8 protein-coding genes, 1 rRNA gene and 1 other RNA gene are annotated in these 8,062 nt (G+C 40.5%); 5 read left to right on the forward strand and 5 right to left on the reverse strand.

What is annotated here, in order from left to right; translation table 11 throughout:
• From AB1488_08570 to AB1488_08580, 3 genes are all read right to left on the reverse strand, one after another.
• Positions 1-124: ribosomal RNA gene (locus AB1488_08570) — 16S ribosomal RNA — on the reverse strand; the annotation flags it as partial.
• Between the two features lie 52 nt (positions 125-176).
• Positions 177-356: non-coding RNA, 6S RNA (ssrS, locus tag AB1488_08575), on the reverse strand.
• 76 nt (positions 357-432) lie between these two features.
• Positions 433-612, reverse strand: coding sequence for a hypothetical protein (locus AB1488_08580; protein MEW6410145.1), 180 nt, complete (start codon positions 610-612; stop codon positions 433-435).
• Between the two features lie 234 nt (positions 613-846).
• On the opposite strand from AB1488_08580, the gene dprA reads away from it, so the two are divergent.
• The 5 genes from dprA (at position 847) to AB1488_08605 (ending at position 6,171) form a co-directional block, all read left to right on the forward strand.
• Positions 847-1,950 (forward strand): DNA-processing protein DprA, encoded by a 1,104-nt coding sequence (gene dprA / locus AB1488_08585; protein MEW6410146.1) that lies wholly within the window; start codon positions 847-849, stop codon positions 1,948-1,950.
• A gap of 2 nt (positions 1,951-1,952) precedes the next feature.
• Complete coding sequence (topA, locus tag AB1488_08590) at positions 1,953-4,229, forward strand: type I DNA topoisomerase (GenBank protein ID MEW6410147.1); 2,277 nt, start codon at positions 1,953-1,955, stop codon at positions 4,227-4,229.
• A gap of 222 nt (positions 4,230-4,451) precedes the next feature.
• Positions 4,452-4,631 (forward strand): hypothetical protein, encoded by a 180-nt coding sequence (locus AB1488_08595; GenBank protein ID MEW6410148.1) that lies wholly within the window; start codon positions 4,452-4,454, stop codon positions 4,629-4,631.
• 126 nt (positions 4,632-4,757) lie between these two features.
• Positions 4,758-5,405: a C39 family peptidase gene (locus tag AB1488_08600; GenBank protein ID MEW6410149.1), complete on the forward strand. Its 648-nt coding sequence runs from the start codon at positions 4,758-4,760 to the stop codon at positions 5,403-5,405.
• Between the two features lie 13 nt (positions 5,406-5,418).
• Entirely contained in the window at positions 5,419-6,171 is a 753-nt protein-coding gene (locus AB1488_08605) for a hypothetical protein (protein MEW6410150.1), read from the forward strand.
• A 52-nt stretch (positions 6,172-6,223) separates the two neighbouring features.
• On the opposite strand, the gene AB1488_08610 is transcribed toward AB1488_08605, so the two are convergent.
• Positions 6,224-7,321: a radical SAM protein gene (locus tag AB1488_08610; protein ID MEW6410151.1), complete on the reverse strand. Its 1,098-nt coding sequence runs from the start codon at positions 7,319-7,321 to the stop codon at positions 6,224-6,226.
• Between the two features lie 8 nt (positions 7,322-7,329).
• Positions 7,330-8,062, reverse strand: a 733-nt coding sequence (locus AB1488_08615) for a substrate-binding domain-containing protein (protein MEW6410152.1), incomplete at its 5' end; no start/stop codon positions are given.

Genomic DNA, 8,062 nt, shown 5'->3' on the forward strand with positions numbered 1-8,062 from the left:
TTTGTTTCGGATTTGGTGCTTCGTGCTTCAAATTTCCTTGTGCTACACACAAGGCCCGTCCGACTTGCATGTGTTAGGCGCGCCGCCAGCGTTCGTTCTGAGCCAGGATCAAACTCTCCAAAGAATTCTTATACTTGTAGGACCCGAAGGTTACTGCTATTCAGTTTTCAAAGATCAATCCCTCTGCGGTGAAGTCTCATGCCTTCTTGCTGAGTCTTTCTTAAAGTGGGTGCCTCGATAGAAACTTTAGGCTTCCCGCCTCAGGCAGGCATGCACACCGTTCCTACGACCTGGCCCCCTGACTCTTCATTGTTCCTCAGCACATCACTGCATGATCTCACTCACCGCAGAAGAGAAAAAAAGAACCATACCAGACGCTTCCTCAACACCTTCTGGTATGGCTTACACCTCCAGATATTATAGGCGTCTGAACTAAGTTCTCATTACCCCCTCTAATGCCCCTGCCGTTCTTCTCATCTCCTCCCTTACTAAGTTTCTCAAATACATCGTAAGGGTCATGGCATATCGTTCTGCCATTTCCTTTAAGAATTTATATTCCTCTTCTGAGACATGGGTATTAATTACCCGCTTCCCATTAGGGGGTTTTGCCATCCTTTTCCTCTACTACAAAAATACCACTTTTAAGTTAAAAGTCAAACCTGTTAGATCAGAAGTATTTTACGAAAATAGCAAATTATCTCGCTAAAACTACTCAAATCGGGTATTTTTTAACAAATACTTATTTTTAACCAAAAATGCAAAATGAGTGTATAGCGACTGAAAAAACTTGACTAAAATTTACATTATTATATATGTTATCACCCAAAAAAGTAAAGATGAATTTAGATGAATTTATCAGAGATTAAATCATGGCTTGCATTAGGTCTGACTCCTGGCATTGGTAGTGTTACCTTTAGAAGGTTGATTGAACGATTTGGTTCTCCTGAGGCAGTTTTATCTTTTCCTATAGACGAGATCGAAGATCTATGTGGTATAAAGAAAGAAATAGCGAAGGGTATTTTCAGTTCTGATCGGAGAGAACTGGTTGAAAGAGAACTTTATCTCGCAGAAAAGTATAATATACGGATTCTAACGCTTACTGAAAATCTTTACCCTGTTAACCTGAAACGGATACATGATCCGCCCCCTTATATATATGTGAGAGGGGAATTGCAGGAATTAGACAGATATGCCATTGCTATAGTCGGCTCGAGGGATGCAACTCATTATGGTAAAACTATAGCAGAAAAACTCGCATACGATTTAGCCAGGAAGGGGTTAACAATTGTCAGCGGGATGGCGAGAGGGATTGATACATTTGCCCACAGAGGTGCGATTGCGGCATCGGGTAGAACCATTGCTGTGCTTGGTTCAGGAATAGATATAATTTATCCGCCAGAGAATAAACAATTGATGGAGAAGATTGCAGAGCACGGTGCAGTGATAACAGAGTTCCCCTTTTCTACAAAACCAGAGGCAGGAAATTTCCCTTCGAGAAATCGTATCATAAGTGGACTTTCGCTGGGTGTTGTACTTGTCGAGGCATCATCTGAGAGTGGTTCTCTTATTACTGCTAAGGCAGCCCTTGAGCAGGGTAGAGAGGTTTTTGCTGTGCCAGGTAATATCACATCAAAGACAAGCCGTGGGACGAATATGCTCATTAAAGATGGCGCTAAACTTATCGAAGATGCGGACGATATTATAGCAGAGCTCTTACCACAGATTAAAGGCACTATAAAGGAGAGAGGTGGTAAAGATAGTGTTGAAATAACACTCTCCGAAGAAGAAGCGGTAATCTACAAATATCTCTCCTCTGAACCAGTGCATATAGATTATATTACGAGAGTGTGTGGACTTACATCAGGCACTGTTCTCTCAGTGCTTCTTGATTTAGAACTCAGGGGTGCTGTAAAACAGCTTCCAGGAAAGATGTTTGTTAGGGAGATATAAGTTTGGGAACGAAGACAAAAGCCCTTGTAATAGTTGAATCTCCTGCGAAGGCAAGGACTATAAATAAGTTTCTCGGCAGGGAGTTTATGGTAAAAGCCTCCATAGGTCATGTGAAGGATCTACCTGAGAAGGAGCTCGGTGTAGATATTACGAGGGATTTTCTGCCGAAATATGTAACGATCAGAGGAAAAGGTAAGATACTCTCAGAGATTAAAAAGTCAGCCCGTATGGCCGAAAACATATATCTGGGGCCCGATCCTGACAGAGAAGGTGAGGCTATAGCATGGCATATAGCAGAGGAATTGAATGGATCAAACGAAAATATTTACAGGGTTTTGTTTAACGAAATTACTAAAAAAGCTGTCCTTGATGCAATAGCAAACCCAGGGAAAATAGACCATAATAAAGTAGAAGCACAGCAGGCAAGGAGAATAATGGATCGGCTTGTTGGTTATAAGATAAGTCCATTATTGTGGAAGAAAGTGAAACGAGGACTCAGTGCTGGCAGAGTGCAATCTGTTGCTGTCAGGCTAATTGTTGATAGAGAAAAGGAAATATCATCATTCATACCAGAGGAGTACTGGAGTATAACAGCACACCTGCAGGGGAAAACCCCACCCGATTTTTCAGCCAGGCTTATAAGGCATAAGGGCAAGAAGATAGAAATAAAAAGGGCAGCGGAGTCAGAACAGATTCTCAGGGATCTAAAAGGAAAGCCCTTTATTGTTGATTCTGTTGAAACAAAGGAAAAAAAGAGGTACCCTGTTCCTCCATTTACAACGAGTACACTTCAGCAAGAATCGGCAAGAAAACTGAGGTTTACTGCAAAAAAGACGATGCTTATTTCCCAGCAGCTTTATGAGGGACTGGACATTGGTTCTGAAGGAAGTGTTGGACTGATAACATATATGAGGACAGATTCAGTACGAATCTCTGATGAGGCACGGTCTGAGGCAAGAGGATATATAGTGGAGCGATTCGGTAAGGATTACCTTCCTGTAAAGTTACCAATTTATACAAGTAGAAGAGGTGCGCAGGAGGCGCATGAGGCTATACGACCGACATCGGTTCTGAGAGAGCCAGATTCTATAAGAAGATACCTCACAAGAGACCAGTATGAGATTTACAGGATAATCTGGATGAGATTTATAGCAAGCCAGATGAATCCAGCCCTGATTGATCAGACATCTGTGGACATAAAGGCAGGGGATTATATATTTAGAGCTACAGGGACAACAGTGAAGTTTCATGGATTTATGACAGTTTATACAGAAGGGATGGATGAGGATAAAGGTAAAGGGATTGAAGATGAGGGAGAGGTGCTTCCACCACTACCGGTTGGTGAGCCTTTAAAGGTTCTTGGTATAGAACCAAGACAACACTTTACTCAACCACCGCCAAGATATACAGAGGCATCACTTGTAAAGACGCTGGAAGAAAAAGGCATTGGAAGACCAAGCACATATGCAACCATCCTTTCAACGATACAGGAGAGGGAATATGTCAAAAAGATAGAAAACAGGTTTCATCCAACAGAACTCGGAGTGATTGTAAATGATCTTTTAGTAGCAAACTTCCCAGATCTTCTCGATGTAACATTTACCGCAAAGATGGAAGAAGAACTTGATAAGATTGAAGAGGGGAATCTTAGGTGGGTCGAGGTGTTGAAGGATTTCTACAGCCCATTCAGTAAGAGTCTTGAGTCCGCATTCAAAAACATGAAAAGTATAAAATCAGAAGAGATACCTACGGATATTCTGTGCGATAAATGTGGTAGGAAAATGGTTATAAAATGGGGGAGGCATGGTCAATTCCTTGCATGTTCTGGTTATCCTGAATGTAAGAATGCAAAAAGGTTTACAAAGGAAGAATCTGGTATCCTTAGTGTAATCGAAGAAGAGAAAACAGAGGAGCTTTGTGAAAAATGTGGAGAGCCTATGGTAATAAAAAAGGGAAGGTTCGGCAAATTTCTCGCCTGTTCTCAGTATCCATTATGCAAATACACAAAGCCCATAAACACAGGTGTCAGATGCCCTGAAGCAGAATGCAAGGGTTTCTTGATAGAACGAAGCACAAAGAGAAGAAAAAAATTCTACAGTTGTAGCAACTATCCTGAATGTAAATTTGCGATATGGGATAAACCGGTTACTGAGGAGTGTCCACAATGCGGGATGCATTTTCTTGTTGAAAAGTGGAAAAGTGACGGCAGTCTTCAACTTAAATGTATAAAGAAGAATTGTGGGTATAAAAGGGATTACTCTGACAACCCTGTTACGTGACCTTATTTCACATATTCTTGTGCAGAAATACAAGATCTTGTGCAAATCCTTACAAGTATTCCTCTGTCTCCTTATCATTATTGTATCTGATTATCTTTTAAAATCTCTTTAAAAACAAACATTTATCCAAAAAAGACAGACAATCCCAGCCTTTTGGCATCCTTTTTGCTTTAAATAACACCGTCAGTAATTTAAAATTTATCTTAAGAGGGTTACTTAATAATGAAGTATAATCATGCAAAGGGTATTCTTATAATGGCTTTTATCTTAGTTTCAGCGTTTACTTTATCATCAAGGGCAGAGGCAGAAGATGTATGTGCCTATGAATGTGGTGGTGTTACGCCGATTACGGATTGCACTTTGGTAACAATTGGCTGCACAGATTTTAAGATCTTGCCATGATATTCTTTTTACTACTGTATATATCGTAATCCCGAGTATATTTTAGTTTTATTCAAGCGTCCTGTTGATACTTTTTGGCTTGTTTTGGATTGGGGGTATCAAGATACATCTGAGGGGAGAAAATTTATGTATGATAGAATGATGCAGGTTGCAAAGGATACTGTGCATTGGTGGTGTCCTGATGTCCCAATTATAGAACCTTGTCCTACATCTACCGCATCCCTATTATCTGGTATTACTCCTTGGTGGTGTCCAGTGCCTGAGGTAGAGATAACCTTACCGATGACTGTTTATCAGTGTGATCCAGAGTTTAAAATTACTCCACCTTATTATGATTATACTAAAAAGAGTCTGTGCAGTAAGGGTTGCGCTCTTACATCCATAACGATGGTGTTGAATTACTACCTGAATAAAAAAGGACAGCCGATGGTGGATATTGTGAGTCTGAATGAGTGGATGAAGGATGATAAAAATAACGGATTCAGACCTAATGGAGACATTGAGTGGCCTGCTGTTGCAAAATATCCAGATGCAAATATATCTTACGATGTTGATAGCTCTAAAATACCGGACAAAGATAAGGTAGATAATGAATTAAAGGCTGGTCATCCAGTAATTTTAAATGTAAAAGGTGGAAAACATTTTGTTGTTGCAGTAGGTAAAGAGAACGACACATACAGGATAATTGATCCTGGTTATACGCCACAGATAACAATCTTGAAAGAGAGATACAACAATAAATTTGATGGTATTCGTATCATAAAACCTCGTTAGGGGGAGAGGAGCTATGAAAAAGATAAATTTATTTATATTTATAGGGTTGTTACTTCTTGCTTTGATAGTGACAACATCGGTCTGGTCAGGGAGAAATACTCTAAGTGATATATCTATTCATATAGATACTGAGAGTCCTGATGTATATGCAAAGCTATTACTAATAGACTCTCAAAGTAAGAAGACAGGATATGATCCTTCAATTGGTTCAGAGGTATCTCAAATTCCTCAATCACAATCTTTCACTGAGGGGATTGATGATGATATGACTGGAGAACGTGGAGTCGAGGGATACAATGTAATAGTTGGTGACCCATTAGCAGGCAACTATACCCTACAGGTAATTGGAAATATGACATCGTTATATACACTTTCAATATATACCTCTGATACCTCCGGTAAATCACAGAGAATAAACCTTAAAGGTATCACAACCCCTAATATAATCTCAGAATTTAAGATCCATTACGACCCAACCCCAGGGGCAAAACCAACTGTAGTTCGTGTAGCCACCATACAGAGCACAAAGCAGGATGTAACATTATCATACAATGTTGGCTGGATAACGAATGCAGGGATTGTAAAGAGCCTTCTTGCAAAGCTTGATGCAGCAGAGAGTGCATTAAACAGAGGGCAGAAGAAGACCACAGCAAATCAACTGAATGCCTTTATAAATGAGGTAAAGGCACAGAGTACATTCCATATAAAACCAGAGTGTGCAGAGATGCTCATTGAGGATGCTGAATACATCCTTAAACATCTATAAGTTCTCTCTCAAGTTTCCTGAGGTTTAACTTACTTAACATCTAACCTCGCATTCAACACAACAGATGGATATTTCCAATTCGCACCCTTATTAATCCTTCCTCTTGAGCTATCTCAAGGTATCTTTGTGCATCTCTCCTATATGTTGTTGGAAGGTCTGACATATAGAAATGTGGATAAAACCCAAGAAGGGCGTAGGGTATGTTCTTATCAAGAGATGCAATGAACCGTGCTATGCCTCTTATCTCTTTTTCATCGATATAGCCAGGCACAAGAAGTGTACTTGCTACCAATAATGGTGGTACTGTTCTCTCCTTTATACTCTCTGACACAAAGGCAAAGTTTTCCAATGTCCTTCTATTCGTAACACCTGTCAGGGCGATATTTAAATTTTCATTCCATGTCTTGAGGTCAAACTTTATACAGCCACCTGAATTGAGGGATAACTCTATCATCTCTTTGAGAAGCCCTTTATTCATTGTCCCATTAGTTTCCCAGCATATCCGCAGTATCCTGTCTTTGTTTTTTTCAATCGCAAGTCTTGATGCCTTCAGGGCAAAGGGAAGCTGGGGTGTCGGATCTCCTCCAAAATAACAGATGCATGAGGTAGTTCTGTCAACAGCATTTGCAAGCTCTTCTGCCTTTCTCCTTGCCGACTTGAGGGTCTCGTCCCTGAAATGCCAGTTCTGGCAGAAGAGGCAATCAAAAGAACATGCATGGAAGAATACAGCAAGGTTTTTATATCCATATTCAGGACCATCTTTGTAGGCGTATTTTGGAAATCCTGCACCCATGCCGCCAGCACAGACCCAGTCTGCAACACAGTTAGTAGGGAGTGAATCATAATACCATGAAAGTTTTCCTTCTTCAGGAGTAACACCTGTAAGCCTTCCATCCTTATTTCTTCTAAGCCCACAGAATCCGAGACTATCCGCTGATATCCTGCACTCATTAACACATATATTGCATGGAATCCCATTAATATCATCTGGATGCTTTGGAGGAAGTCCAAAGGCTTCTCTGCTTTTTCTGTGGGATCTTTCAGCATATGGGATTGCCTTATCGGGTTTTTCTCTTATGCATTCAATACACAGATTGAGACCCTCTGAGATTAGTTCAGATGTTTGCCCACAGACCATACAGGTGTTCATACATATTTTTACCCTTCATACATAATCTTACCCATATCGGATATATCATAGCCACCGAGAGAAAGGACATGGTTTCTGAATTCTTTATCCTCCATGATAATTGATAGCAGTTTTTGTATCATATCTGTATTGAGAAACTCCCGTGGTATTGCAAGGTCGTATCTCTCCTTTGCAACAGGTATGAAATCAAGGCTAAGCGCCACAGCAGAGGCAAGTATAGCAAGTCCTGTATCTGTTACACCTGTGAGCACGGCAGAGGCAACACCCATATGTGTGTATTCCTCGTGTGTGTAACCTTTAACATCTTTAGGGTCTATACCGAGTTCTCTAAGATGTTTATCAGTCAAAAGTCTTGTGCCTGCACCAGCCTGCCTGTTTATGAATGTTACATCTTCTCTGGTAAGGTCTTCAAAACCCTTTATGTTTTTAGGATTACCTTTTGGAACAAGCAAGCCCTGCTCCCTGTAAACAAGATTTACGAGTACTATCTTCTTTTCAGGGATAAGACGTTTTATAAAAGGTATATTATACTCCCCTGTTTCTTCATCGAGTAGATGTGTTCCCCCCAGATGTGCCTCACCACGTTTAATCGCCATAAGTCCGCCTAAGCTACCTACATGGGCTGATGAAAGGCTCAACTTTGGAAATTTCTTTTTAAGACTATTTGACAGGAGATCAAGGGTATTATCATGGCTTCCGATACAGACGATTGTATTTGCAATCTCAGAGCGACTTCTCAGA

This window comes from Nitrospirota bacterium (assembly GCA_040756155.1).
Lineage (GTDB): Bacteria > Nitrospirota > Thermodesulfovibrionia > JACRGW01 > JBFLZU01 > JBFLZU01.